Source organism: Streptomyces albidicamelliae (genome assembly GCF_025642175.1).
Lineage (GTDB): Bacteria > Actinomycetota > Actinomycetes > Streptomycetales > Streptomycetaceae > Streptomyces > Streptomyces albidocamelliae.
This window is the reverse complement of sequence record NZ_CP106795.1, coordinates 5,424,404-5,449,329: the sequence shown is the minus strand read 5'-3', so window position 1 is coordinate 5,449,329 and position 24,926 is coordinate 5,424,404. Positions and strand designations below refer to the sequence as shown.

General features: G+C 73.1%; 15 protein-coding genes and 1 pseudogene. 5 read left to right on the top strand and 11 right to left on the bottom strand.

Annotated elements, in window-relative coordinates:
- Positions 1-36 precede the first annotated feature (36 nt).
- Positions 37-2,174 (bottom strand): annotated as a pseudogene (locus N8I86_RS24995) (ATP-dependent DNA helicase UvrD2).
- A 240-nt stretch (positions 2,175-2,414) separates the two neighbouring features.
- On the opposite strand from N8I86_RS24995, the gene N8I86_RS24990 reads away from it, so the two are divergent.
- Entirely contained in the window at positions 2,415-2,672 is a 258-nt protein-coding gene (locus tag N8I86_RS24990; RefSeq protein WP_093474891.1) for a mycoredoxin, read from the top strand.
- 144 nt (positions 2,673-2,816) lie between these two features.
- Positions 2,817-3,011, top strand: coding sequence for a hypothetical protein (locus tag N8I86_RS24985; RefSeq protein ID WP_123436743.1), 195 nt, complete (start codon positions 2,817-2,819; stop codon positions 3,009-3,011).
- A gap of 73 nt (positions 3,012-3,084) precedes the next feature.
- Here the strand turns inward: N8I86_RS24985 and nudC are convergent, their stop codons facing one another.
- The 5 genes from nudC to N8I86_RS24960 all read right to left on the bottom strand — a co-directional run bounded on the left by nudC (position 3,085) and on the right by N8I86_RS24960 (position 13,561).
- A complete protein-coding gene (nudC, locus tag N8I86_RS24980) occupies positions 3,085-4,029 on the bottom strand; it encodes an NAD(+) diphosphatase (protein WP_073889328.1) in 945 nt (314 codons plus the stop codon).
- Between the two features lie 151 nt (positions 4,030-4,180).
- Positions 4,181-5,584 carry a dipeptidase gene (locus tag N8I86_RS24975; RefSeq protein ID WP_073889326.1) on the bottom strand — a complete coding sequence of 468 codons (1,404 nt, stop codon included), beginning with the start codon at positions 5,582-5,584 and terminating at the stop codon, positions 4,181-4,183.
- Positions 5,585-5,691: 107 nt separating this feature from the next.
- Entirely contained in the window at positions 5,692-9,270 is a 3,579-nt protein-coding gene (locus tag N8I86_RS24970) for an ATP-dependent DNA helicase (RefSeq protein WP_263278760.1), read from the bottom strand.
- Positions 9,271-9,410: 140 nt separating this feature from the next.
- Positions 9,411-12,917, bottom strand: coding sequence for an ATP-dependent helicase (locus N8I86_RS24965; protein ID WP_263278759.1), 3,507 nt, complete (start codon positions 12,915-12,917; stop codon positions 9,411-9,413).
- A 257-nt stretch (positions 12,918-13,174) separates the two neighbouring features.
- The gene (locus N8I86_RS24960) at positions 13,175-13,561 is read right to left on the bottom strand and encodes an MGMT family protein (RefSeq protein WP_263278758.1); all 387 of its coding nucleotides are present in this window, start codon (positions 13,559-13,561) and stop codon (positions 13,175-13,177) included.
- A 186-nt stretch (positions 13,562-13,747) separates the two neighbouring features.
- Here N8I86_RS24960 and N8I86_RS24955 point away from each other — a divergent pair, with 186 nt between their 5' ends.
- The 3 genes from N8I86_RS24955 to N8I86_RS24945 all read left to right on the top strand — a co-directional run bounded on the left by N8I86_RS24955 (position 13,748) and on the right by N8I86_RS24945 (position 20,053).
- Positions 13,748-16,678, top strand: coding sequence for a lysylphosphatidylglycerol synthase domain-containing protein (locus N8I86_RS24955; protein ID WP_263278757.1), 2,931 nt, complete (start codon positions 13,748-13,750; stop codon positions 16,676-16,678).
- Between the two features lie 82 nt (positions 16,679-16,760).
- Entirely contained in the window at positions 16,761-18,314 is a 1,554-nt protein-coding gene (locus N8I86_RS24950) for an alpha/beta hydrolase (protein WP_263278756.1), read from the top strand.
- Between the two features lie 179 nt (positions 18,315-18,493).
- Positions 18,494-20,053: an alpha/beta hydrolase gene (locus tag N8I86_RS24945; RefSeq protein ID WP_263278755.1), complete on the top strand. Its 1,560-nt coding sequence runs from the start codon at positions 18,494-18,496 to the stop codon at positions 20,051-20,053.
- Between the two features lie 83 nt (positions 20,054-20,136).
- Here the strand turns inward: N8I86_RS24945 and N8I86_RS24940 are convergent, their stop codons facing one another.
- From N8I86_RS24940 to N8I86_RS24920, 5 genes are all read right to left on the bottom strand, one after another.
- Positions 20,137-20,574: an RICIN domain-containing protein gene (locus N8I86_RS24940; RefSeq protein ID WP_073889319.1), complete on the bottom strand. Its 438-nt coding sequence runs from the start codon at positions 20,572-20,574 to the stop codon at positions 20,137-20,139.
- Between the two features lie 324 nt (positions 20,575-20,898).
- Positions 20,899-21,690: a DUF6445 family protein gene (locus N8I86_RS24935; protein ID WP_073889317.1), complete on the bottom strand. Its 792-nt coding sequence runs from the start codon at positions 21,688-21,690 to the stop codon at positions 20,899-20,901.
- Positions 21,691-21,896: 206 nt separating this feature from the next.
- Positions 21,897-23,075 carry an adenylyltransferase/sulfurtransferase MoeZ gene (gene moeZ, locus N8I86_RS24930; RefSeq protein WP_073889315.1) on the bottom strand — a complete coding sequence of 393 codons (1,179 nt, stop codon included), beginning with the start codon at positions 23,073-23,075 and terminating at the stop codon, positions 21,897-21,899.
- A 63-nt stretch (positions 23,076-23,138) separates the two neighbouring features.
- Entirely contained in the window at positions 23,139-23,888 is a 750-nt protein-coding gene (locus N8I86_RS24925) for a spherulation-specific family 4 protein (protein WP_263278754.1), read from the bottom strand.
- The gene (locus N8I86_RS24920; protein ID WP_263278753.1) at positions 23,876-24,835 is read right to left on the bottom strand and encodes an NAD-dependent epimerase/dehydratase family protein; all 960 of its coding nucleotides are present in this window, start codon (positions 24,833-24,835) and stop codon (positions 23,876-23,878) included. The genes N8I86_RS24925 and N8I86_RS24920 overlap by 13 nt, the downstream gene beginning before the upstream one ends.
- Between the last annotated feature and the right edge of the window lie 91 nt (positions 24,836-24,926).

The window sequence follows — 24,926 nt, the reverse complement described above, 5'->3', positions numbered from 1 at the left end:
GGGGCATGCGCAAACTATTTTTTCGACGAGTTCGCATCAGTCGTCCAGGCCGTCCTCGCCGGGCTCCTGGCCTGCGCAGATGGCCAGAACATCGGCTCCGTAGCTGCGCAGTTTGCGGCTGAGGACGCCGGGGATGCGGGAGAGCTCGACGGGGTTCTCCGGCCGTGCCTCGGCGATGGCCATCAGGGTCCGGTCGGTGAAGACGCAGAAGTCCGGCTGCCCGCTGCGCCCGGCCTGGCCCGCCCGCCACTCGCGAAGCCGCTCGTACAGCCCCTCGTCCATGTCCGAGGGGCAGTCCTCGCAGCGCATCAGCTTCATCTCCCCCGCGTCGGTGAGGGTGCGGCCGCAGACCCGGCAGCGGGCCGGGACCCGCTGAGCGCGCCGGGGAGTGGCGGCCGCGGCGCCGACGGCCCCGCGCTCGACTCCCCCGCGGTGCCGGCGCCGCTGCGGCCGACGGTGGCGGTGGTGCCGGGGCGCAGACCGTCGAGAAATCGGCTGGGCCTGCGGTTGGGGCGGCCGCCGGGTGAGCGGGACAGGGCCCAGGAGACGTGGAGCCGCTCCCGGGCGCGGGTCACGCCGACGTACAGGAGCCGGCGCTCCTCCTCGATCTGCTCGTCGGTCTTGGCGTAGGTGATGGGGAGCATGCCCTCGGCGACGCCGACGAGGAAGACGACGTCCCACTCCAGGCCCTTGGCGGCGTGCAGGGAGGCGAGGGTGACGCCCTGCACGGTCGGGGCGTGCTGGGCGCCCGCCCGCTCGTCCAGTTCCGCCACGAAGTCGCCGAGGGAGGCGCCGGGTCTGGCGGCGGCGAGGTCGTGGGCGAGGTTGACCAGGGCGGCCAGGGACTCCCAGCGCTCCCTGACCGCGCCGGAACCCGCCGGGGGCTCGGTGGTCCAGCCCTCCCCGGACAGCACGGCACGCACCTGGGAGGGCAGGTCCACGGCGTCGTCCAGGAGCGAGTCGTTGCCACCGAAGCGGGCCGCGCCGCGCAGGGCGACGCCGGCCTTGCGCACCTCGGGCCGGTCGAAGAACCGTTCGGCGCCGCGCAGCTGGTAGGGGACGCCGGCGTCCGCGAGGGCCTGCTCGTAGGTCTCGGACTGCCCGTTCGTACGGAACAGGACGGCGATCTCGGCGGCCGGGACGCCCGCGTCGATCAGCTCGCGGATGCGGCGGGCGGCGCCCTCGGCCTCGGCGGGCTCGTCCGTGTACTCCGTGTGGACGGGCTCGGGGCCGGAGGGACGCTGGGAGACCAGTTCCAGCCGGTGGTCGGCGGCGCGGCCGCGGGCCTGGGACAGCAGGCCGTTGGCGAGACGGACGACCTGGGGGGTGGAGCGGTAGTCCCGGACCAGCTTCACGACGGTGGCGCGGGGGTGCTTGGCACGGAAGTCGAGGAGGTGGTCGGGCGTTGCTCCCGTGAACGAGTAGATCGTCTGGCTGGCGTCCCCGACGACGCAGAGACTGTCGCGCTCGCCGAGCCACAGCTCCAGCAACCGCTGCTGCAGGGGGCTGACGTCCTGGTACTCGTCGACGACGAAGTGCTGGTACTGCGAGCGGACCTGTTCGGCGATGTCGTGCCGGTCCTGGAGGACGGCGACCGTCAGCAGCAGGACGTCCTCGAAGTCGATCACCGCGCGGTCGCGCTTGAGGTCCTCGTAGGCCGCGTAGAGATGGGCGATCTCGGCGGGGTCGCGCGGGGTCTCCCGGCCCGCCTTCACTGCCGCGTACGGATAGTCGGCGGGGATGGTCTGGGTGACCTTGGACCATTCGATCTCGGCGGTGACGTCCCGCAGCTCGCCCCGGTCGAGCCGGGTGCCGCAGGCGGCGGCCGCGTCGGCGACGAGCTGGATCTTGCGGTCGATGAGCCGGGGCATGCCGCCACCGATGGCTTTCGGCCAGAAGTACTGGAGCTGGCGCAGGGCGGCGGAGTGGAAGGTGCGGGCCTGGACGCCGTGGGCGCCGAGCTGACGGAGCCGGCCGCGCATCTCCCCGGCGGCGCGATTGGTGAAGGTGACGGCGAGCACGCTGGAGGGCTGCAGGATCCCGGCCCGCACCCCGTAGGCGATGCGGTGGGTGATCGCCCGGGTCTTGCCCGTGCCCGCTCCGGCCAGCACGCACACCGGCCCGTGCAGGGCGGTGGCCACCTCGCGCTGCTCGGGGTCGAGCCCCGCGAGCACCGCGTCGGCCGAGTCCGGTACCTGCGGGAAGAGGGTGGAGTGCGTTGCTGCTGTCACACAGCCATGCTGCCAGGTCGCCGGAGACGGCTGTGCCGGTTGTCCACAGGCGGGTACCCGCGGTCGTACTAATGCGGCAGGTGTCACATACGGGGCTCATACCCCCATGGGGAATGGCCTGCCGATCGCTTACGTTCTACTCCCCGGACGAAGTTACCGAGCAGCCTGAGGAGCGCGAGAGACATGCAGGGCACTGTGACGATGTACAGCACGACTTGGTGCGGCTACTGCCGGCGGCTGAAGAGCCAGCTGGACCGGGAGGGCATCGCCTACACCGAGATCAACATCGAGCAGGACCCCGAGTCCGCCGCCTTCGTCGAGAAGGCGAACGGTGGCAACCAGACGGTCCCGACGGTCCGGGTGGTCTCCGGCTCCGGCGGTGACGAGGTCGTCATGACGAACCCGAGCCTCGCCCAGGTCAAGCAGGCCCTCACCGCCTGACCCCGCACGCTGCACGACCCGCTGCACGAAACCCCCGACGGCCCGGCTGTCGGGGGTTTCGTGTGTCCGCCCGCCGGGCCCCGGAACGGCGGCGGCCGCGGCGCGGCGGCCCGGCTGTCGGACCCTCCGTCTACCGTGCGCGTCATGGACATGGACGACCCGCAGGACGCAGGCGCAGCGTTCTGGGCGCAGATTCTCGGCTTCACGATCAGCGAGGAACCGCCCCCGCCGGACAGCCCCCTCGGCCGGGTGCGCGCCTTCGTCGCCGAGCACGGTGAGGACGCGCTCCGGGACGAACACTTCGAGGCCGCGCGGGAGGGGCGCCCCCTGCTCCCCTGAGAGATGCGGGGCCGGCCCCTCCGCGGCCCGCCGGGCACCCGGGGCGCGCGGCCCCGGACACCCGGTCAGACGGTCAGACGAAGCTGCGCGTCGGCAGGGGCTTGCCGTACCACATCTCGATCAGGCGGGCCGCGATCGAGATGCCGTAGGGCGGCAGAACCTCGCCGTTCTCGAAGGCCTCGTGGAGCTCCGCGCGGGAGAACCAGCGGGCCTCGTGGATCTCGTCGCCGTCGACGTCGATGTCGGTCGAGGTGGCGCGGGCCATGAAGCCGAGCATCAGGCTGGACGGGAACGGCCAGGGCTGGCTGGCCACGTACTCGACCGGGCCGACGGTGACGCCGACCTCCTCGCAGACCTCGCGGCGCACGGCCTGCTCGATGGACTCGCCCGGCTCGACGAAGCCCGCGAGCGTGGAGAAGCGGCCCTCGGGCCAGTGGACCTGGCGCCCGAGGAGGATCCGGTCCTCCGCGTCGGTCACCGCCATGATCACGGCCGGGTCGGTGCGGGGGTAGTGCTCGGCGCCGCAGGCCGGGCAGCGGCGGATGTGGCCGGCGGCGGCGATCACCGTGCGCTCGCCGCAGCGGGAGCAGAAGCGGTGGGTGCGCTGCCAGTTCTCCAGGCCGACCGCGTGCACCATCAGCCCGGCGTCGCGCGGCGACAGCAGCAGGCCCGCCTCCCGAAGGCCCGCCGGGCGGGCGGACTGGTCGATCCGGCCGGGCAGGGAGTCCTTCTGCAGCGCGAAGTAGCTGACGCCCTCCTCGTCGATGCCCAGGAAGTACCGGTGAGCCTCGGTCAGGGGCGCCTCGAAGGACGGCGTCATGACGAGTTCGGTCCGGCCGTCCGGGGTCTCGTCGATCAGCACCTGACCGCCGGAGACGACGAAGCAGCGGGTGGTGGGGTGGCTCCACGCCGCCGCGAGCCAGGCCTCGTCCAGCCGGTGGTGCGCGGCACGGTCGAGGCCGCTCGGGGCGGTCAGCGAGATGGGTCGGTCGGCTGTGTCGTCGGTCCAGGTGGTCACGGGTGCTTCCAACTCCCCCAGATGCGGTTCTCGTACGGACGGTTCGGCGGGGCGCCGGGCGGGAGGGCACGGGGCCGGGCGGGGGCGGGCGTGCGGGGCGGTCCTTCCAGTGTGCCCCGCGCGCGGCGCCCTCCCTTGCGGCGCCGGCCGGTCAGGGCGTGCGGCTCCAGTGGCCGGCCAGGTCACCCCACAGGTAGGCGCTGGTCTCGACGCCCTTGAGGAGGAGGTCCAGTTCGACCTTCTCGTTGGGGGCGTGCCAGCCGTCGGAGGGGACGGAGATGCCCAGGAAGAGCACGGGGGCGCCGAGGACTTCCTGGAGGTCGGCGGCGGGTCCGGAGCCGCCCTCGCGGGTGAAGCGGACCGGCTTCTCGAACGCGCGGCCCATGGCGCGGACCACGGACTGCAGCGCGGGGTGGTCGAGCGGCGTCAGGCACGGGCGCGTGGCCGCGCCGAAGACGATCTCGTGGCGGATGCCCGCGGGCACCTGCTCGGCGGCCCAGTCGCGGACGGCCTTCTCGATGTGGTCGGGGTCCTGGCCTGCAACCAGCCGGAAGGACAGCTTCACCATGGCCGAGGACGGGATGATCGTCTTGCCGCCCGGGCCCTGGTAGCCGCCGCCGATGCCGTTGACCTCGGCGGTCGGGCGGGCCCAGATCCGCTCCAGCGTGCTGTGCCCGGCCTCCCCGTGGGCGGCGCGGGACTTGGCGGTGCGCAGCCAGCGCTCCTCGTCGAAGGGCAGCTCGGCGAAGAGTTCGCGCTCGCGGTCGGTCAGTTCGACGATGCCGTCGTAGAAGCCGGGGACCGCCACGCGCGCGTGCTCGTCGTGGAGGGCGGCCACCAGGCGGGCGGCGGCGGTGGCCGGGTTGGGCACCGCGCCGCCGAAGGAGCCCGAGTGGATGTCCTGGTCGGGGCCGTACAGGCGGATCTCGCAGTCGGCGAGGCCGCGCATGCCGGTGCAGACGGTGGGGGTGTCCTCGGACCACATGCCGGTGTCGGAGACGATCACCGCGTCGGCGGCGAGCAGCGCCGCCCGCTCCTCGACGAGTTCCCTGAAGTGCGCGGAGCCGGACTCCTCCTCGCCCTCGATCAGCAGCTTCAGGTTGACCGCGGGGGCGGTGCGGCCCGTGGCGGCGAGGTGGGCGCGGACACCGAGTGTGTGGAAGAACACCTGCCCCTTGTCGTCGGCCGCCCCGCGCGCGTAGAGGCGGTTCTCCCGGACGACCGGTTCGAAGGGGTCGCTGTCCCAGCCGTCCTCGACGGCGGCGGGCTGGACGTCGTGGTGGCCGTAGACGAGGACGGTGGGTGCCTCGGGGTCGTCCGAGGGCCACTCGGCGAAGACGGCCGGGGCGCCCGCGGTCTCCCAGACCTCGGCGGTCGGGAAGCCGGTCTCCCTGAGTTTGCCGGCGAGCCATTCGGCGCTGCGCCGCACGTCGGGCGCGTGGTCGGGCTGGGCCGACACGGAGGGGATGCGCAGCCATGCGGCGAGGTCGTCGAGGAAGGCGGCGCGGTGCTGCTCGATGTACGTGCGGACGGCGCTGTCCGGGGTCTGGCTCATGCTCACGAGCCTATCGGCCTTCACGGGCGTCCTCGGCGGGCGGTACGTCACACTCGGGCCGCCCGCGGACCGCGCCCCGGCGGCCTGCCGCGGCCACCGGGCCGCCGTCAGGTCCCGCCCGTGAGCAGCCGCTCCAGGGCGGCCCGGTCCGGCAGGCCCGTGGGCCGTACGACCTCGCCGGTGCGCACGTACAGGAAGGCGACCGTGACGGACTCGGGCGGCACGCCCTGCTGCTCGGCCCAGGCCAGCCGGTAGACGGCCAGCTGGAGCGGGTCCGCCGAGCGGGTGCGGCTCGTCTTCCAGTCCACGATCTCCCACGTCGTCCCGTCGCCGTCCCCGTTGCGGTAGACGGCGTCGATGCGGCCCCGTACGACGCGGCCGGCGAGGCCGAGCTGGAAGGGGGCCTCGACCCGGTAGGGGGTGCGCCGGGCGTACTCGGTGCGCTCGAAGGCTTCCTTGAGGTCCTCCAGGTCGCGTTCGTCGGCGATCTCGGCGTCGCCGCCGGGCAGCTCCTCCGGTTCGAGCAGGGGCAGCGTCAACTCCTCGAAGCGGGCTTCGACCCAGGCGTGGAACCGGGTGCCCCGGCGTGCGGCCGGTTGCGGGGGGCGCGGCATGGGGCGCGCGAGTTCCTGTGCGAGCCCGTCCGGGTCCTCGGCGAGCCGCATCAGCTGGGACGCGGTCAGCGTGACCGGCAGAGGGACGTCCGTGACGGTCCGCCGGGCGCGCAGCAGCTCCCCGGTGAGTGCGCCGAGGTCGCGGTCCCAGGAGGCGATGGCACGGGCCTCCTCCGGGGTGAGGGAGGTGCGGGGCCGCGCTTCGGTGTGCCGGGGGCCGTCCTGCGGGGCGGTGGCCTGGTGGGGGACGGTCGGCCGCTCGGCGCCCCGGCCGCCGTCGCCCTGCGGGGAGGGGCCGTCCGCGGCGGGCAGCTCGACGTCCGGGGCGCCCGCCGCGTACGGCTCCTCGCCGAAGGGATCATCGTCGTACGGGAGGTCACCGTCGTGCGGGTCGTCCTCGTCGTGGGACCGGCCGTCGTACGGCTGGTCGTCGTACGGCTCCTCGTACGGGTCCTCGTACGGGTCCTCGTCGTAGGGGTCGTCGTCCGGTGGTGCGGGCCAGTCCGGGTCGTCGGCCGCGGCGGGGTCGTGGGCGGCCGGCGGCCGGTCGTCGCCCTGGGCGGCGAGGGCGTCGAGGTGGGCGAGGACGGTGTCGGCGGCCGCGCGGCGGCGGGCCAGCGCGGCGCCGTCCAGCGGGAGCGGCCACACCTGGTCGGCGGCCGCCGTGTGCAGGGCCGGGTTCTCCTCGTCCTCAGCGGGTTCCTCGGCCCACGCCTCGATCTCGCCGTGCCCGGCGGCGCAGTGGTCGTACAGCGCCTGGAGGAAGTCGGAGGGGCCGCGCGGCTTCTTCTGGCTGGGGCCCCACCAGTGACCGGAGCCCAGCAGCAGCGAGCGGGGGCGGGTGAAGGTGACGTAGCCGAGGCGCAGTTCCTCGGTGTGCTGGTGCTCCTTCATGGCCTCGTGGAAGGCCTTCATGCCGCGCGAGTCCCACGAGTCGATGTCGGGAAGGGTGTCGGTGTCACCGCGCAGGGCGTGCGGCAGCACTTTGGCCTGCGCGGTCCACTTCTCGCGGCCCTGTGCGCTGGGGAAGGTGCCCTTCACCAGTCCGGGGACGGCGACGACGTCCCACTCCAGGCCCTTGGACTTGTGCGCGGTGAGCACCTTGACGGTGTTCTCGCCGCCGGGCAGGGCGTTGTCCAGACCCTTCTCGTACTGGGCGGCGGTGCGCAGGAAGCCGAGGAAGGCGAGCAGGGTGGCCTCGCCGTCGCCCGCCGCGAAGGAGGCGGCGACGTCCAGGAAGTTGGACAGGGTCTCGCGCCGCCGGGCGGCCAGCGCGTGCGGGGACGCCGACAGCTCCACCTCCAGGCCGGTGACCGCGAGGACGCGGTGCAGTACGTCCATCAGCGGGTCGGACAGGGAGCGGCGCAGGTCGCGCAGCTCGGCGGCGAGACGGGCGAAGCGCACGCGCGCGTCCGGCGAGAACGGCAGTCCGTCGTCGGTGCCCTCGGCGAAGCCCCCTTCCAGCGGGCTCTCCAGGAAGGTGTCCAGGGCGTCCGCGAGCGATATCACCTCGGAGGGGTCGGTCCCCTCGACGGCCGCGGCGAGCCGGCGGTCCGGGTCGTCGGTGCCGTCCACGCGCGCGTGGGCGACCAGCAGCCGGGCGCGGCGGCCGAGGAGGGCGAGGTCGCGGGGGCCGATGCGCCAGCGCGGCCCGGTCAGCAGGCGCACCAGGGAGGCGTTCGCCCCGGGGTCCTGGAGGACTTCGCAGACGGCGACGAGGTCGGCGACCTCCGGCAGGTGCAGCAGCCCGGACAGGCCGACCACCTCGACGGGGACGTCCCGGGCCACGAGGGCGCCCTGGATCTCGGCGAAGTCGGTCGCGGTACGGCAGAGCACGGCGATCTCGCCGGGGGCCGTGCCGGTGCGCACGAGATGGGCGAGGGAGTCGGCGATCCAGTCGATCTCCTCGGCGTGGGTGGGCAGCAGGGCGCAGCGGACCGTGCCGTCGCGTTCGGCGCCGGGGGCCGGGCGGAGCGCCTCCACGCCCGCGTGCATGGCGCGCAGGGGTTCGGCGAGGCCGTTGGCCAGGTCGAGCAGGCGTCCGCCGCTGCGGCGGTTCTCGCTGAGCGACTGGCGGGTGGCGGGCCGCCCGCCGGCGTGCGGGAAGTGCGCCGGGAAGTCGTCCAGGTTGGCGACGGACGCGCCGCGCCAGCCGTAGATGGCCTGGCAGGGGTCGCCGACCGCGGTCACCGGGTGGCCCGTGCCGCCGCCGAAGAGGCCCGACAGCAGCACACGCTGGGCCACGGAGGTGTCCTGGTACTCGTCGAGGAGCACCACCCGGAACTCCTCGCGCAGCAGGCGGCCGACCTCGGGGACGCGGGAGAGGCGCGCGGAGAGGGCGATCTGGTCGCCGAAGTCGAGCAGGTCGCGCTCGCGTTTGACGGCCCGGTAGCGGTGGACGAGGTCGGCGAGTTCCCGCCGGGCCGCCGCCGTCTCGGGGACCTTGCGCAGATCGGCGTTGGTGAGCTTCGCGCCCTCCAGGGTGTGCAGCAGGTCGGCGTCCCAGGCGCGCAGTTCCTCGGGGTCGACGAGGTGTTCGGCGAGCTCGGAGTCGAGGGTGAGCAGGTCGCTGACGAGGTCCGCGAAGGAGCGGGTCAGCGCCGGGTAGGGGCCGGGTGCCTCGCGCAGCACGCGCGCGGCGAGCTGGTAGCGGGTGGCGTCGGCCAGCAGACGCGAGGTGGGCTCCAGCCCGAGGCGCAGTCCGTGGTCGGTCAGCAGCCGCCCGGCGAAGGCGTGGTACGTCGAGATGACCGCCTCACCCGGCGGGTTGTCGGGGTCGATGACGTCCGGGTCCGTGACGCCGGCCTTGATCAGCGCCTTGCGGACGCGCTCTCCCAGTTCGCCGGCGGCCTTGTTGGTGAACGTGAGGCCGAGGACCTGTTCGGGGGCGACCTGCCCGGTGCCGACGAGCCAGACCACGCGGGCCGCCATCACGGTGGTCTTGCCCGAACCGGCACCGGCCACGATCACCTGCGGGGCGGGCGGCGCGACGATGCAGGCCGTCTGCTCCGGGGTGAACGGGATGCCGAGGAGCTCCTTGAGCTGCTCGGGATCGGTGATACGGGCGGCCATGTCGAAAGAGGCTAGCGGCGGCCACTGACAGTCGGGGACGAATCGACCCGGCGGGACGGAAGAGACGCAGGTCAGCGCGTGTGGTGCCGTACGTCACTCCGGACCGTGCACCACTTCGCCGTACGCCGCCGCGCCGTACGTCACTCCACCACGTGGCGGCCCTCGGGGCGGGCGCTGCACGAGGCGCGGAACGCGCAGTGGGTGCAGTGCTGGCCGGCGTTCGGGGTGAACCGCTCGTCGAGGACCTTGCCGGCCGCGGTGGCCAGCAGCTCGCCGACCCACTCCCCGGACGGCGGCTCCTGCGGCTGCACCTTGGGCAGGGTCTCCCCGCCGTCGCGCTTGGCCGCCCCTTGCCTGAGGTGCACCAGCTCGGCGCCGCCCGCCTCGGGGCGCACCCCGTCGAAGGCCGCGTCCACGGCGCCCTCCCGGACGGCCAGCTGGTAGACGGCGAGCTGGGGGTGGCGGGCCACGTCCGCGGCGCTCGGCGCCTGTTTGCCGGTCTTGAAGTCGACCACGTAGGCCCGGCCGTCGCCGTCCGTCTCCACTCGGTCCATCTGGCCGCGGATGCGGATCTCGTAGTCGCCCGCCCCGAGGGTGACGTCGAAGTCCTGCTCGCTCGCCACGGGGGTGCGGCCGGCGCGGTTCAGCACGTGCCAGTTCAGGAAGCGTTCGAGCGCCACGCGCGCGTTGGCCTTCTCCTGCTGCGACTTCCAGGGCGCGTCGAAGGCGAGCGCGTTCCACACCGAGTCCAGGCGTTCCATGAGGACGTCGAGGTCGGCCGGGGTGCGGCCGGAGGCGACCTCGTCGGCGAGAACGTGCACGACGTTGCCGAAGCCCTGGGCGGTGGTGGCGGGTGCGTCGGCCTTGACCTCGCGGCCGAGGAACCACTGGAGCGCGCAGGTGTTGGCGAGCTGGTCGAGGGCGCTGCCGGAGAGCACCACGGGCTGGTCCCGGTGGCGCAGCGGCACCTTGCTCTCGGTCGGCTCGAACATGCCCCACCAGCGGTAGGGATGCGCGGACGGCACCAGCGGGCGCCCGTCCTCGTCGGCCAGTGCGGCGAGCCGGGCCAGGCGGTCGGCGGCGGCCTCCCGGAGGGCGGCGGACGCGCGCGGGTCCACGGTGGTGGCGCGCAGTTCGGCGACGAGCGCGGCGACCGACAGCGGGCGGCGGGGGCGCCCGGTGACGTCCTTGGGCTCGACGCCCAGTTCGGTCAGGAACCGGGAGGGCTGGTCGCCGTCGTCGGCGGGTGCCTTCACCGCGGTGACGACGAGACGTTCCCGCGCGCGCGTGGCGGCCACGTAGAACAGTCGTCGCTCCTCGGCAAGCAGAGCGCCCGGGGTGAGCGGTTCGGCGAGGCCGTCGCGGCCGATGCGGTCCGCCTCCAGGAGGGAGCCGCGGCGGCGCAGGTCGGGCCACAGCCCCTCCTGGACGCCGGCGACGACGACCAGCCGCCACTCCAGGCCCTTGGAGCGGTGCGCGGTCATCAGGCGGACGGCGTCGGGGCGCACCGATCGGCGCGTGAGCGTGTCGGCGGCGATGTCCTCGGCCTCGATCTCCGCCAGGAAGTTCAGGGCGCCACGCCCGCCGGTGCGCTCCTCCGCGCGCGCGGCGGTGGCGAACAGCGCGCACACGGCGTCGAGGTCGCGGTCGGCGTTGCGGCCGGCCGCGCCGCCGCGCCGGGCGGCACGCTCCAGCCGGGTGGGCCACGGGGTGCCCTGCCAGAGGTCCCACAGGGCCTCCTCGGCCGTGCCGCCGCCGGCGAGACGCTCGCGTGCCTTGCGCAGCAGCGCGCCGAGGCGCTGTGCGCCGCGCGCGTACACCGGGTCGTGCACGGCCAGGCGCTCGGGCTCGGCGAGCGCCCGCGCGAGGAGTTCGTCGGACGGGGGCGGCAGCGGGTTCCCGGCGGCGCGCTCCTCCTCGCGCAGGGCACGCCCGAGCCGGCGCAGATCGGCGGTGTCCATCCCGGCGAGGGGGGAGGCGAGCAGGGTGAGGGCGGTCTCGGTGCCGAGCCAGGAGGTGTCCGGGACGGGCTCGGCGGCCGGCGCGAGGGCGCCGGTCGCGGCGGTGGGGTCCTGGGCGGGGGGGTCGTGCTTGGTGGGCTCCTGCGCGGTGGGCTCCTGCGCGGTGGGTACGTCGGCGGACGGATCGTGATCCGCGATGGTGGCGGCGGGCTCCGCAGAGGGTTCGCCGGGCTCCCCCGCGGACGGTTCGCCCTCCGCCGAAGGGGCCCGGGACTCCTCCTCGTGGCGCCGAGCCTCGGCCGTGGCCACCGCACGCAGGGCCGCGAGCAGCGGGGCGACCGCGGGCTCGTGCCGCAGCGGCAGGTCGTCGCCGTCGATGTCCAGCGGGACGCCGGCCGCGGTGAGGGCCCGGCGGAGGGTCGGGAGGGTGCGGGCACCGGCACGGACCAGGACGGCCATGTCGCTCCAGGGGACGCCGTCCTCCAGGTGCGCGCGGCGCAGGATGTCCGCCACGTTGTCCAGTTCCGTGCCGGCGGTCGGGTACGTGTAGACCTCGACCCGGCCGCCGTCCCGTACGGCGGCCGGCTCGCGGTGGGCGCGCACCTTGTCGGCGGGCAGCCTGGGCAGCGGCATGCGCTGGGTGATCAGGCGGGTCGCGGCCAGCAGGGCGGTCCCGGAGCGGCGGGAGGTGCGCAGCACCTCGACGGGGGCGGGGCGGCCGTCCCCGCGCGCGAAGGCCATGGGGAAGTCGAGGATGCCGTTCACGTCGGCGCCCCGGAAGGTGTAGATCGACTGGTCGGGATCGCCGAGGGCGACCAGGGTGCGCCCGCCGCCCGCCAGCGCGTGCAGGAGGCGTACCTGGGCGGGGTCGGTGTCCTGGTATTCGTCGACGTACACGGCGTCGTACCGGTCGGCGAGCCGCGCGGCGGTCCCGGGCCGGTCGGCGAGCAGGACCGCGCGGTGGACGAGTTCCGCGTAGTCGATGACGCCCTGCATGTCGAGGACGTCCAGGTACTCGGCGAGGAACGCGGCGGCGGCACGCCAGTCGGGGCGGCCGATGCGCCGGGCGAAGTCGTCCAGGGCGCCGGGGCCGAGGCCCAGCTCGCGGCTGCGGGCGAGGACCGCGCGGACCTCGTCGGCGAAGCCGCGGGTGGTCAGGCAGGCGCGCAGCTCGTCCGGCCAGCGCACATGGTTCAGTCCGCGCCGCTCCAGTTCGGGCTGGCCGGCCAGCAGCTCGCGGACGGTGACGTCCTGTTCCGGTCCGGAGAGCAGGCGCAGGGGCTCGGTGAACAGGTCGCTGTCCTGGTGGGCGCGGACCAGCGCGTAGCAGTACGAGTGGAAGGTGGTGGCCCGGGGCGCGCGCGCCGCGCCCATGCGCAGGGCCATGCGGTCGCGCAGGTCGACCGCGGCCTTGCGGCTGAACGTCAGCACGAGGATCCGCTCCGGGTCCCCGCCGCGGGCGATCCGCGCGGCCACGGACTCGACCAGGGTGGTGGTCTTGCCGGTACCCGGACCCGCGAGCACGAGCAGGGGACCGGAGCGGTGGTCAACCACGGCACGCTGTGCCGCGTCCAGGGAAGGGGGATCCGTGCGGGCCGGCCGGGTACGGACCAGTCGGTAAGCGCCACGGCTCCCCTGCCGCACCTGGGGGTACGGCAGGCGTCTGGTGGAGGAGGAGGAGCTCACGTGGTTGGCCGGTCCTGGTGGTCGTACTGGTGGTCGGGCGGTCACGCGTGCGAGACGGTGGCCGCGGGGTGAGGGGGACGCGCGCAGCCGACGCTACGCTCCCGCCCCGGACGGAAGCAGGGCTTCCGCTTCTTCCCTCGCGGCTCTCGCGCCACGCGAGCCCCGCATCTCACGAACGTACGTCATGCCACGGACGTCCCCGATGTCACCCGAACGGGCCGCGGGCCCTCCCCGGCGGCAGCCGATGGCGGAAGCTGTCAGGTGTGACCCTCCGCGCCCGCGCCGCCGTCCCACCGGGCCCGCCGCATGTCGAGCCGCGGCACATGGCCCTCGGCGCTCCTGCCGGCCTGCCTGAGCGGCGTGCCCTCGTCGCGGTAGTGGGCGAGCGCGCGCAGCTCGTGCCCGGGCAGCAGCGCACCGTCCGCGCGGACCACCCGCCACCACGGCACGGCGCCGCCGTAGAGGGCCATCACGCGGCCGACCTGACGCGGCCCTCCCTCCTCGAGCCACTCGACGACATCGCCGTACGTCATCACCCGCCCCGGCGGGATCCGCTCGGCGACCTCCAGGACCCGCTCGGCGTACTCCGGCAGGGTCCCGGCGTACTCCTCGCGGGTCTCTCCGGCAGGGCTCTGCTCGCTCATTCGCCCCATCCTGCCGCACCCCACCGACATCGCGCCGGGGTCCGCGCTCCATGGTCCTCTCGCACCGGCGCGTCGCTTCGGGCAGACTGTGCGCCCGCGCATCCAGACCCTGATGCCCGCGTCGGTCGGTGGAGCATGCCACCATCGTGCGGGCGGTGACCGGTGATACGAGACCAAGAAGAGACCATGAAGCAGCAGGGCGTGCACCCCGAGGACGCGGCGGGCACCCCTGACGCCGCCGCGCGCCCCGACACCGTCCGCGCGGACACGGGCGACCCGGACGCGCGGCGGGAGGAATCCGGTCCGCGCAAGGACGATCTCACGCGGCCGCGCCGGAACGACGGCGGCACGCGCGCGCGTGAGGACGACGGCGCAGCGCCCGACGACGGCCGCGGGGCGCCGCGCGCGGACGTCTCCTCGCCCGCGTGCGCCGCCGACGACGGTGACGGCGACAAGGCAGGCGAGGGGGCGCACATGCCGGAGAACCCGCCCCCCGACCACGGTCCGGGCGTGGGCGAGGACCCGCACGCGGAGGCGGTCGAGGGCGACGAGCCCCTGCTGCCCGCGCGGGTGCACCGCCCCTCCGACCTCATGCGGCTCCTGGTGGGCGTGCTCGCCGTCGTCGTGCTGTTCGCGATCGCCGCGTTCGCCCACGGCACCACCTCGGGCCTCGAACAGGACATCAACAAGGGCACCGGGCAGGCGCCCGACCTGCTCATCAAGATCGCGGGGCTGGCGTCCAGCATCGCGATCCTCCTCGTGCCGGTCGCCTTCGCGATCGAACGCCTGATCAAACGGGACGGGCTGCGGATCGCCGACGGCGTCCTCGCGGCCGTCCTCGCGCACGGGGTGACCCTCGCCACCGACCTGTGGGTCGCGCGGGCCGCCCCGGACTCGATCCAGGAGGCGCTCACCCAGCCCTCGCCGGGTGACATCCACGCTCTGACCGATCCCGTGCACGGCTATCTGGCGCCGGTCATCGCGTACATGACGGCCGTCGGCATGTCCCGCCGGCCCAGATGGCGCGCGGTGCTGTGGATCGTGCTGACGCTCGACGCGTTCTCGATGCTCGTCACCGGCTACACGACCCCGTTCTCGATCATCCTGACGGTGCTGATCGGCTGGACGATCGCCTACGGCACCCTGTACGCGGTCGGCTCCCCCAACGTCCGCCCGACCGGGCAGACACTGATGGCGGGCCTCAGACACGTCGGCTTCCACCCCCTCAGCGCGGCCCGCGAGGAGACCGTCGAGTCGGAGAACGGCGACCGCGGCCGGCGCTACTTCGTCACCCTGGAGGACGGGCCCCCGCTGGACGTCACGGTCGTCGACCGGGAACAGCAGGCGCAGGGCTTCTTCTACCGTGCGTGGCGCAATCTGACCCTGCGCGGCTTCGCCACCCGCTCCAGCCTCCAGTCGCTGCGCCAGGCGCTGGAACAGGAGGCCCTGCTGGCCTACGCGGCGATCGCGGCCGGCGCCAACGCGCCGAAGCTGATCGCCACCTCCGAGCTCGGCCCCGACGCGGTCATGCTCGTCTACGAGCACACCGGCGGGCGCACCCTGGACACGCTGGCCGACGAGGAGATCACCGATGAACTGCTGCGCACCACCTGGCACCAGGTGCAGGCGCTGCAGTCGCGGCGCATCGCGCACCGCAGGCTGGCCGGGGACGCGATCCTGGTGGATCGTTCCGGCAAGGTGATCCTCGCCGAGCTGCGCGGCGGCGAGATCGCCGCCGGCGATCTGCTGCTCCGCATGGACGTCGCCCAGCTGCTCACCACGCTCGGTCTGCGGGTCGGTGCCGAACGCGCCGTGGCCTCGGCGGTCGGCGTCCTCGGTCCGGACGCGGTCGCCGACTGCCTGCCGATGCTCCAGCCGATCGCGCTGACGCGCTCCACGCGCGCGACGCTGCGCCGGCTGGCCCGCGAACGGGCCCAGCGCGAGCGCGAGGCGGTGCTGGAGGCGTCCCGGCAGACCAAGGCGGCCCGCGCGGAGGAGACGTCCGGGGCGGCCCCGGCCGCCGTCGACAAGCCGGACAAGAAGACGGTCCGCGCCGAGCAGCGCGCGGAGAAGCGGGCCCTCGACGAAGCCCTCGAAGAGGCCCGCGAGGAGGACCTGCTCACCCAGATCCGGCACCAGGTGCTGCGGATCAGGCCCCAGGCGCCCGTGGAACCGGCCCGCCTGGAGCGGGTGCGGCCGAAGACGCTGATCAGTTTCATCGCCGGTGCCATCGGCGCGTACTACCTGCTGACGCAGCTCACCCACATCGAGTTCGGCACGCTGTTCGCGCAGGCCCAGTGGGGCTGGGTGGCCGCCGCCGTGGTGTTCTCCGCGCTCAGCTACGTCGCCGCGGCGATGGCGCTGCTGGGGTTCGTGCCCGAGCGGGTGCCGTTCCCGAGGACGGTGGCGGCGCAGGTCGCCGGCTCCTTCGTGAAGATCGTCGCGCCGGCCGCGGTCGGCGGCGTGGCCCTCAACACGCGCTTCCTCCAGCGCGCGGGCGTGCGCCCCGGACTCGCGGTGGCGAGCGTCGGCGCGTCACAGCTGTTCGGCCTCGGCTGCCACATCCTGATGCTGCTGTCGTTCGGCTATCTGACCGGTACCGAGAAGACACCGTCCCTGTCGCCGTCCCGCACGGTCATCGCGGGTCTGCTGACCGTGGCGGTGCTGGTGCTCGTGGTGACCTCGGTGCCGTTCCTGCGGAAATTCGTCGTCACGCGCGTGAGGTCGCTGTTCGCGGGTGTCGTGCCGCGCATGCTCGACGTGCTCCAGCGGCCGCAGAAGCTGGTCACCGGCATCGGCGGCATGCTCCTGCTGACCGCCTGCTTCGTGATGTGCCTGGACGCCTCCATCCGCGCCTTCGGCGACGGCACGGTCTCGCTGAGCATCGCCAGCGTCGCGGTCGTCTTCCTGGCCGGCAACGCGCTGGGCTCGGCCGCGCCGACACCCGGCGGTGTGGGCGCGGTCGAGGCGACGCTGACCGTCGGCCTGATCGCCGTCGGCCTGCCCAAGGAGGTCGCCGCGCCGGCCGTCCTGCTGTTCCGTCTGCTGACGCTGTGGCTGCCGGTGCTGCCGGGCTGGCTCGCCTTCAACCACCTGACCCGCAAGGGCGCTCTCTGAGGCGGGCGGGGCGTCCCCACGGGTGTACCTCGTACGGCTCGCGGCCCGCGCGCGTGGGCGGACGCGGGCCCACGATGGAGACATGGCGAACCCCTCCTGGCGGCGTGCCGCCGCCCTGATGACCACCGCCACGGTGCTGTCCGGTCTGCTGGCCGGATGCGGTGACGGCGCCGCGCACGACGGGAACGGGGACCTCACCAAGCAGGAGCTCGACTGGCAGGACTGCCCCGCCCCGTCCGCGGCGGAAGGCGGCGGCAGCGCCCCGTCCCCCCTGCCGAACGGCGCCGCCTGGCAGTGCGCCACCATGAAGGCGCCCCTGGACTGGGCGAAGCCCAAGGGCGACACCATCGATCTCGCCCTGATCCGGGCCAAGGCCAGCGGCCCCGCCGACAAGCGGATCGGCTCGCTGGTTTTCAACTTCGGCGGCCCCGGCGGCAGCGGCGTCAGCACGCTGCCCGCCTTCGGCGAGGACTACGCCGCCCTGCGCACCCGCTACGACCTGGTCAGCTTCGACCCGCGCGGGGTCGGCCGCAGCGCACCCGTGAAGTGCGAGAGCGACGCCCAGCTGGACGCGTTCTTCCAGCAGGACGCGACGCCCGACGACAGCGCCGAGCGCACCGACCTCGTGAACCGCACCAAGCAGTTCAACGCGGCCTGCGAGAACAACTCCAGGAAGGTGCTGCCGCACGTACGCACCACGGACGCGGCCCGCGACATGGACCTGATGCGGCAGGTCCTCGGCGACGACAGACTGCACTACTTCGGCATCTCCTACGGCACCGAGCTCGGCGGCGTCTACGCCCACCTGTTCCCGAAGCACGTCGGCCGGGCCGTGTTCGACGGGGTGGTCGATCCCACGCAGAACCCCGAGCAGAGCGCGCTCGGGCAGACCAGGGGCTTCCAGCTCGCGCTCGACAACTTCGCCGAGGACTGCACGTCGAAGACCACGGAGTGCCCGATCGGGGACACCCCGCAGGAGGTGAAGGACCGCATCGCCAAGCTCCTGGCCGACCTGGAGAAGAAGCCGATCCCCGGCATCCTCCCGCGCCAGCTCACCCAGACCGCCGCGACCAACGGCATCGCGCAGTCGCTGTACTCCAAGGACTTCTGGGAGTACCTGACCGAGGGGCTGCAGGAGGCGTACGACGGTGACGGGAAGATCCTCATGCTGCTCTCCGACTCGATGAACGGCCGTTCCGAGAACGGTGAGTACAGCAACATCACCGCGGCGAACATCGCCATCAACTGCGCCGACGACAAGCCCCGGTACACCCCGGACTTCGTCCAGCAGCGCGTGCCCGAGTTCCGCGCCGCCTCCCCGCTGTTCGGGGACTACCTGGCCTGGGGCATGCTCAGCTGCACCGACTGGGCCGTGCCAGGCGCCGCCGACCATCCCGACGTCAGCGCCCCGGGATCGGCGCCCATCCTCGTCGTCGGCAACACGGGCGACCCTGCCACGCCGTACGAGGGCGCGCGGAAGATGGTGGACGCGCTCGGCAAGGGCGTGGGCGTCCAGCTCACGTACAGGGGCCAGGGGCACGGCGCGTACGACAGCAAGAACAAGTGCGTGCAGAGCGCGGTGAACGGCTACCTGCTGGACGGGAAGCTGCCGAAGGCGGGCGCGGTCTGCTCCTGAGCGCCGTCTACTGCTGAGCTGCGTCTGCTCCTGAGCTCCGTCTGCTCCTGAACCCTCGACCGACTGAAGGTGCAGGTCAGAGGGTTATCCACAACTCGTAACGGGTTCGGCCCGCTATGCCTACCATGGCGTGAACGCCCGGCGCGGCACGACGCGAGGGGCCTGTGAGGGGGGTGCACATGGGGCGATGGCTGCGATGGACGGCGGCCGCGGCCGCGGCGCTGCTGGTGGCCGGGTGCGGCGGCTCGTCGGACGGGGGCGGCGGAAGGAGCGACGGCAAGGCGACGGGCACGGCTCCTCCGTCGGCCTCGCGGTCCTCGGCGCCGGCGGCCTCCGCGGACCTGCCGGCCTCCCTGACCTCCCAGCACCTCGACTGGCACCGCTGCGAGGCCACCGGGGACGCGAAGGCGCCGGGCGACGACTGGCGGTGCGCCACGCTCAAAGTGCCATTGGACTGGGCCGAGCCGGGCGGTGCGACGATCGGCCTCGCCCTCATCCGCGCGCGGGCGACCGGCGGGGACCGCCTCGGCTCGCTGCTCTTCAACTTCGGCGGCCCGGGCGGCTCGGGCGTGGACACCATGCCGTACTACGCGGCCCTGGCCTCCGCCCTGCGGGAGCGCTACGACCTGGTCAGCTGGGATCCGCGCGGGGTGAGCCGGAGCGAGGGCATCCGCTGCCGCGGCGACCGGGAGATCGCGGCCGCCGAGGACGTGGACGCCACCCCCGACACCCCCGCCGAGGAGAAGGCGTACTTCGAGGACTCCACCGCCTTCGGCAGAAGCTGCCGGAAGGCGGCCGGCCGGTTGCTGGCCCATGTGTCGACCACCGACACCGCGCGCGACATGGACCTGATGCGCCAGGTGCTCGGCGACAACCGGATGCACTACTTCGGCATCTCCTACGGCACCGAACTCGGCGGTGTGTACGCCCACCTGTTCCCGAAGCGGGTGGGACGCCTGATCCTCGACGCGGTGGTCGACCCGACCGCGGACACGGTGGGCCACGCCGAGAACCAGACCCGCGGCTTCCAGCGCGCCCTGGACGACTACCTGAAGTCCACCGGCCAGGACCCCGAGCAGGGCACCCGGAAGATCGCGGACCTGCTGAAGCGGATCGACGCCGAGCCGCTGCGGACGTCGTCGGGGCGGAGACTGACCCAGACGCTCGCCGTCACCGGGATCGTCCTGCCGCTGTACAGCGAGTCCAGGTGGCCGCGGCTGACCGCCGCGCTCGAGTCGGCGGAGAAGGGGGACGGTTCGCGGTTGCTGGCGCTCGCCGACGACTACAACGAACGGGACTCCTCGGGGCACTACGGCACGACGTCCCACTCCCAGCGGGCCATCTCGTGCCTGGACGACAGACAGCGGCCGACCGTCGCCGAGACGAAGCGGCGACTGGCGGAGTTCGAGCGGATCTCCCCCGTGTTCGGGGACTTCCTGGGCTGGGACTCGGCGGGCTGGTGCCACGGCTGGCCGGTGCCGGGCCAGTTCGACACCCCGGAGGTCGGTGCGCCGGGCGCGGCGCCCGTCCTCGTCGTCGGCAACACCGGGGACCCGGCCACGCCGTACGAGGGTGCCCGCAGAATGGCCGACGAACTGGGCCGGGGCGTCGGCGTCGAACTCACCTGGAAGGGCGAGGGGCACGGAGCGTACGGCCGCGGCAGCGACTGCGTCGACTCGGCGGTGAACGCCTATCTGCTGAAGGGGACGGTGCCCAAGGACGGCACGGTCTGCTCCTGACGGTCACCGGCGCGGACGGGGCCCCGGACGCCTGTGGCGCCGGAGCCCCCGCTCCACGGCTCATGCGGGAGCGTCGGGTGGACTCAGCTCCAGCGCTGGGCCTTGAGGCCGCCGTCGAAGCCCGTGTAGAGGACGCCGTCGTGCTGGCCGAGCGTGAGCCCGGTCGCCTTGTTCTTCAGACGCCAGCCGGCGGTGTCCTTGATCTCTTCCCACTTCTGGTTGGCGCCGCCGTTGCAGTCCCGGATGTAGACCTTGCCGTCCCGGTTGCTGTCGAGGCAGTCGCCGTAGCTGGTCTTCAGCGTCCAGGAGCCGTCGGACTGCTTGGTCTCCGTCCACTTGGACGGCGGCGTGCCGCAGTCGGCGGCGGCGAGCGGAATGTTGTTCATGTAGCCCAGGCACTTGCCGTTGAGCTTGTTCTTCCAGGTGACGGTCCCGTTGGCGAACGCCTGGCCGGCGCCCGCCAGGATCACCGCGGGGGTCAGGATCGCGACCGCGAGCCTGCCCATGAAGCGCTTCTTCATACAACTCCCCGTATCTTCCGTCGAACCGCGACGGCAGCCGCCGCGACGGGATCGCGAGGATGGTCATGCCTCGCAGACGGCCCGGTGGCCCTCATGGCTGCGGTCGCGCGGTGTGGTCGACCTCAACGTGACCTAGCACGTGTGAAGTTGATGTCACGTTAACCGACGTGATCATCACACTGCAACGCGGATCCGCTCACCACAGGCAGAGGGCGCGAACACACCGATACCACCCTGAATTGCCGACGGCCACCCAGGAGAACTCCTGGGTGGCCGTCGTAGCCCGGATCCGGCGTGGGGAAGACGCGCCGGCACCAGGGCCGCTCAGACGTCGATGTCGAAGAAGAAGAGCTGCACCAGGCGGTGGGTGCCGTGTTCGCCGGCGAAGTGCTCGTAGGACGTGGCCGAGTGGATCAGCTTCGCGTCCCAGATCACCAGCCGGTTGTACTGCCCGGAGATCGACTCGACCAGCTCCCAGTTGTCGTCGTGCACGAAGTTGTAGGGGTCGTAGACCGTGGAGCGCGCGGCTTCCACGGCCTCCGGACTGCCCAGGCGCGCCCGCTCCTTCGGATGACCGGGGGCACGTCGGCAGCCGTGCACCCGGTCGCGCCAGAAGCTGGTGCCGGCGCCGGCGGGCGGGTTCGGGTTCAGGTAGATCGCGGCGGCGTAGCTCTGCGAGTCGTGGTGCCAGACCAGCGGATCGTCGTGCGCGGTCTGCTGGAAGACACCGTTGGCGTTGTGCCCGAGCCACTCGGTGACCGGGGTGCCGAGCAGCCGCGAGAACTCCTCGCGCAGGCCGGGCCAGAGGTACCGGTGGTCGCTGCGCAGCCCTTTGAAGTGCTCCGGATCGGTGTGGTAGCCCGCGCTGAGCGCGATCTCGCGCACCTCGTCCGGATCGTCGAGGAAGTCGTCCACGGAGAGCAGGTGGGGCGCGCTCGGAGTGAACAGCCGCTTGGCGGCCGGCCGGCGTCGCGCGTTCTCGAGGGAGTCACGGGGAACCACGATCGACAGCCGTGCGGGACCGCTGGAGATCAGGTAGCCGCCGTCACCGCGGTCCTCCAGCACCACGGCGGTCTCACCGCCGAAATTGACCTGCTCCCCCGGATGGAATGGCATGGGCAGACTTCTTTCACCGCGCGCTGACTGACGCTCGGAGCGTATCGATCCACCCCCGGCAATGGGGGCATTTCGACACGTAGTCACCCATATCGGCGCAGTCGTAGGGTGCTCCGGCCGCCGACGGCGCGGTCCCGGACGGCCAGAAGCCCACGGCACCCGAGGTGATCGGGGCCGTGGGCTTCCGTGGGACCGGGGGGGGTCGATCAGTAGACCGGCTTGTCCGGTTCGATCTGGTTGACCCAGCCGATGACGCCACCGCCGACGTGGACCGCGTCGGAGAAGCCGGCGGACTTCAGGACCGCGAGGACTTCCGCACTGCGGACACCCGTCTTGCAGTGCAGGACGATCTTCTTGTCCTGCGGCAGGCCCTCGAGGGCGGTGCCCATGAGGAACTCGTTCTTGGGGATCAGCTTGGCGCCGGGGATCGAGACGATCTCGTACTCGTTGATCTCGCGGACGTCGATGATCTCGATGTTCTCGCCGTCGTCGATCCACTCCTTGAGCTGCTTGGGAGTGATCGTCGAACCGGCGGCCGCCTCCTGGGCCTCCTCGGACACGACGCCGCAGAAGGCCTCGTAGTCGATGAGCTCGGTGACGGTCGGGTTCTCGCCGCAGACCGCGCAGTCCGGGTCCTTGCGGACCTTGACCTGGCGGTACTGCATCTCCAGGGCGTCGTAGATCATCAGACGGCCGACCAGCGGCTCGCCGATGCCCGCGAGGAGCTTGATGGCCTCGTTGACCTGGATGGAGCCGATGGACGCGCACAGCACGCCGAGGACGCCGCCCTCGGCGCAGGAGGGGACCATGCCGGGCGGCGGGGGCTCCGGGTACAGGCAGCGGTAGCAGGGACCGTGCTCGGACCAGAAGACGGAGGCCTGACCGTCGAAGCGGTAGATCGAGCCCCACACGTACGGCTTGTTCAGCAGCACGCAGGCGTCGTTGACCAGGTAACGGGTCGCGAAGTTGTCCGTGCCGTCGACGATCAGGTCGTACTGACCGAAGATCTCCATCACGTTGTCGGCCTCGAGCCGCTCCTCGTGGAGGATCACGTTCACGTACGGGTTGATGCCCTTGACGGTGTCCCGCGCCGACTCGGCCTTGGAGCGGCCGATGTCGGCCTGGCTGTGGATGATCTGGCGCTGCAGGTTCGACTCGTCGACCTCGTCGAACTCCACGATGCCGAGCGTGCCCACGCCCGCGGCGGCCAGGTACATCAGCGCCGGCGAGCCCAGGCCGCCGGCGCCCACACAGAGCACCTTGGCGTTCTTCAGCCGCTTCTGCCCGTCCATCCCGACATCCGGGATGATCAGGTGGCGGGAGTACCGGCGGACCTCGTCTACGGTGAGCTCAGAAGCTGGCTCGACCAGGGGTGGCAGCGACACGGGGACTCCGTTGGTCGGTCAAACAGTACGGTTGTTCTCCCCGTAACACTGCCACGGCCTTTTTCATTCCGAGACACCCGTCCCGATACGCGAGACGATGTCGTCCCAGTAGCCGGGCATCGTCTCCCAGGGGTCCGCGCGGCCGCCCCCGTCGGTGTGGTCGGTGAGGTAGATCGTCGCCGCTCCCTGCCAGCGTGCGATGCGCAGCGCCTCGTCCAGGTGTCCGCGGGGTACGCCGTGCACGAAGTGGCAGAAGCGGTCGGGCGGGTAGTCGGCCGTCCACTCGGCGACCTGGGACCAGCGGTAGTCGGACCAGGGGCCGGAGAAGGTCACCAGCTGGTCGGCGTTCTCGGCGTAGCCGGGGTGCGGGTGGGTGCCGTGGCCGAGGACGAGGTGCGCGCTGTCGCTGATCGCGCGGAGCGTGGTGACGGCGCGCCGGACCTCGGGGAGCGCGGTGCGCTCGGTGGGGCAGCGGTCCAGCAGGAAACCGTCCACCCGGTACCAGTCGAGGTACCGGTGGGCGTCGGAGAGCAGGTCGCCGAAGGCACGGGCGCCGTAGGTGAGGTCCAGGTGGCCCAGGACGCGGACGCCGGCGCCGCGCAGCCGGGCCGTGGCCTGCAGGCAGTGCGGGTCGGGGCGGCTGCCGGGGCCGCCGGCCACGTTCAGCACCACCCAGTCCAGCGGGGTGCCGGGGCGGGCGAGTTCGGCCCACTGGGCGGGTGCGACGAGCGGGTGGGCGTAGCCGGGGATGCCGAGGGCGGTGCGGACGCCGGTGTTCGTGGCGCCCGCCGTGGTGCTGGTCAGATGCGGCATGCCGCCTCCATCCAGATGTCTGCCAGGGATTCCTCGAGGTTGATACGGGGCCGCCAGCCGAGCCGGTCGCGTGCGGTGCGCACGTCGGCCTGCTGCCAGCTGCCGCAGCCGTCCGGGTAGGGGTAGGCCAGTGGGGCGGTGTGGTCGGAGTCGGCGCGCGGGTGGCCGATCGCACCGCGCAGGGCTCCGGGCGGGGCGTCGAGTTCGTGCAGGGCACCGCCGTACCCGGCGACGCGCGCGAGGACGGCGGCGGCGTCCCTGAGGCGTACGGCCCGGCCGGAACCGATGTTGATCACGCCCTGCGCGGCGGAGAGCGAGGCGGCGTGCACGGCACGGGCGACGTCGCGCACGTCCACGAAGTCGCGCTGGACACCGAGGCCCGCGAGCTTCAGTTCGCCGTCGCCGGACTGCATCGCGCGCCGCATGGCCTCCGCGAGCCGGCCGAGCGGCGACCCCGCCGGGGTGCCGGGGCCCGCGGGTGAGAAGACGCGCAGGACGACGGCGTCCAGTCCGGAGCCGAGGACCAGTTCGGTCGCGGCGAGCTTGCTGACGCCGTACGGGCCGCCCGGGCGTGGCACCGCGTCCTCGGCCGTGGAGGAGCCCGGCTGGCTCGGACCGTACTCGGAGCCGCAGCCGATCTGCACCAGGCGGGCGCCGCAGCCGCTGCGGCGCAGGGCCTCGCAGACGGTGGCGACGGCGACGGTGTTGTGCCGGGTGAGTTCGCGGGCGCCGCCCCGGGTGGCTCCGGCGCAGTTCACGACGACGCCGGGGTGCACGGCGTCGAGGAAGCGGGTGAGGGCGCCCGGACTGCCGGTGGCCAGGTCGAAGCGGACGTCGGCGTCGTCGCCGCGGCCGAGCGCGGTGAGCTGGACGGCGGGGTCGGCGAGCAGGCGGTCGGCGACGAAGCGCCCGATGTAGCCGTTGGCTCCGATCAGCAGGACTCTCATCGGGCGGCTCCCGGGGTGTGCGCGCCGGTGGATCCGGGCGTTGCGAAGGCTCCCGTGGCCGGTCCGGCGGTACCGGGGGCTCGGGACGCTC